The organism is Bacillus sp. SH5-2, assembly GCF_008368905.1.
GTDB lineage: Bacteria > Bacillota > Bacilli > Bacillales > Bacillaceae_G > Bacillus_A > Bacillus_A luti.
Window position 1 is genome coordinate 1 of the sequence record NZ_QOSD01000049.1, and the last position, 2,327, is coordinate 2,327.

The window sequence follows — 2,327 nt, forward strand, 5'->3', positions numbered from 1 at the left end:
TCGTTAGTTAATGTCAACTATGTTTTTTATTTCGTTTGCCGCGTTCTGCGTTATTGCATCGGCGACTTGTTCTATATTACATCTCTATACTCTAATCGTCAATATGTTTTTATAAAAAACTTCATTTTTTATAAATCTCATTGTACGTTATCAAATTATCTATTTATATATCTCTTCTATAAGAATATATAAGCAACCCATAAAACACCCTATGGGTTGCTATTCCCTTAAAAAACCTATTGTTCTTTTGATGGAACCGAACAACTTCCATCAGTACAAGACATATCGCTTCCTTCGTCTGATGAGAATTCTTGTAACTTAGGTGCAGGATTCTCCTCTTCCCATACTTGCTGAAGTGCACCGACAAAAGTTTCAAGTGGTTGTGCACCTGAAATAGCATACTTTTGATTAATAATAAAATAAGGTACCCCTGAAATTTGATATTGCTGTGCAATCGCTTCATCAATTCTAACATCATTTGCATATGCGCTTTTATCATTAATAACATGTAAAGCTTCCTGCTTATTTAAGCCTGATGCTTCAGCGATAGTAGCAAGAGTATCCACATCGCTTAAATTTCTCGATTCAGTGAAATATGCAAAAAGAAGGTTTTCTGTAATCTCTTTTTCTTTCCCTTGATCCTTTGCAAATTTCGCAAGACGATGCGCATCAAAGGTATTTGTCGGCTTCATCTCTTCAAAATTAAAACTTAAGCCCATACTAGCTGCATGATTGCCTAGTTGTACATTATTACGCTTAGCTTCTTCAATACTAATTCCATACTTTGATGCAAGTACTTCATTAATACTTGTTCCAGAATAGATCGGAGCATTTTGATCTAATTCAAAACTTTTAAACTCAACTTCAACATCCTTCTTATGCGGAAATTGCTCTAAAGCCATTTCTAATCTACGTTTCCCAATATAGCAAAATGGACATACAAAATCTGACCATACTTCAATTTTCATAGAAACACCTCATTAACATGTAGTTTCCAATCATTGTAGCACTGGCACTAAGAAATTCAAAAATTTATGCTTCAAGCCTTATATACTGAAACCTAAAATGAATTTATAAATAGAAAAACGATAATCAAAAGTATTACCTTCTGATTATCGCATATATAAATCTAATTATGCTGGAATATATCTCCCTACGAACTTCCATACGGTATTCCAATATGTACTTGAATCTATCTTCTCAGCTTCTCCATGTCCAGCACCTGGAACAATTAATTTCTCTTTTTCTACTTTTGCAGCATTATACACTTCATCTAACATTTCAAAAGGAACGAATGTATCCGCATCCCCGTGAATGAAGAGCATCGGTGTTTTACTTTTCGCAACTTGTTTAATAGCTGAAGCTTCTTCTAAATCATATCCAGCTCTTAATTTTGTAACTGTATTTGCCGCATTCATAACAGGAAACTTCGGCAAATGGAATAGATCTTTTAATTGATAAGTAAATTCATCAATAACAGTTGAGTATCCACAATCTTCAATAATAACTTTAACATTAGAAGGTAAATCTTCACCTGAAGTCATCATTACAGTTGCCCCGCCCATTGAAACACCAAAGAGCGCTATTTCGGCATTAGGGTCTTTCTTTACAATTTGTTGAATCCAAATCAAAATGTCTTTACGGTCATGCCAGCCCATACCAACATAATCTCCTTCACTATTTCCGTGCCCACGAAGATCTGGTGCTATGACATTATAGCCTTGTTCATAAAAGTTACGAATATATTTCGTCATTTCTGATGCCCTACCATTGTATCCATGAACTACAATTGCCCATTTATGACTAGATTGTTCATTCATATATTCATAACCTGTTAAATTCAGTTTATCGAAAGAACGCATAGTTAATGTGTTAGGCTTATACTTTGATACGAAGTTCGCATTCTTTTCTTCATTTGTAACCAATACATCTCCCGATGCATTTACCGTTTCTACTAAATGAGGATTATCTTGCAAAAATTCTTTTTCTTGTTTCGCATTCAACGCATAGTTATAAAAATAATTCCCAACTAACATATACACAATCGCTAGAAGGACTAAGACTACTATAGTAATTATACCTATCTTTTTCATATTATCTCCTTTTTAAAAATTAAATCTCCCTATATTAAAGTACTTCAAAAAATAACTGTACTATTTTAACACACCGATAGATTGCTTCCACAAAAAATAAAATAGAAAATCTTAAACTACACATCGAAAAAGATGAAAGAAATTGAATACAAGAGAATTAAAAGAAGAGGGATCACTTAAAATGGTACCTTGAGGTTAATACAAAGTTATAAATACAAAAAAGACGAGTCATTC

Annotated in this window: 2 protein-coding genes; both read right to left on the reverse strand. The window is 33.1% G+C overall.

Annotation, left to right across the window (positions count from 1 at the left end; translation table 11 throughout):
• Positions 1 to 236: 236 nt before the first annotated feature.
• Entirely contained in the window at positions 237 to 968 is a 732-nt protein-coding gene (locus DN410_RS27660) for a DsbA family oxidoreductase (RefSeq protein ID WP_149178844.1), read from the reverse strand.
• 165 nt (positions 969 to 1,133) lie between these two features.
• Positions 1,134 to 2,093, reverse strand: coding sequence for an alpha/beta hydrolase (locus tag DN410_RS27665; RefSeq protein WP_149178845.1), 960 nt, complete (start codon positions 2,091 to 2,093; stop codon positions 1,134 to 1,136).
• Positions 2,094 to 2,327: the final 234 nt, after the last annotated feature.

Coding starts and splice junctions, on each gene's coding strand:
- DN410_RS27665 (WP_149178845.1), bottom strand. CDS start 2,093: ATGAAAAAGATAGGTATAATTACTATAGTAGTCTTAGTCCTTCTAGCG.
- DN410_RS27660 (WP_149178844.1), bottom strand. CDS start 968: ATGAAAATTGAAGTATGGTCAGATTTTGTATGTCCATTTTGCTATATT.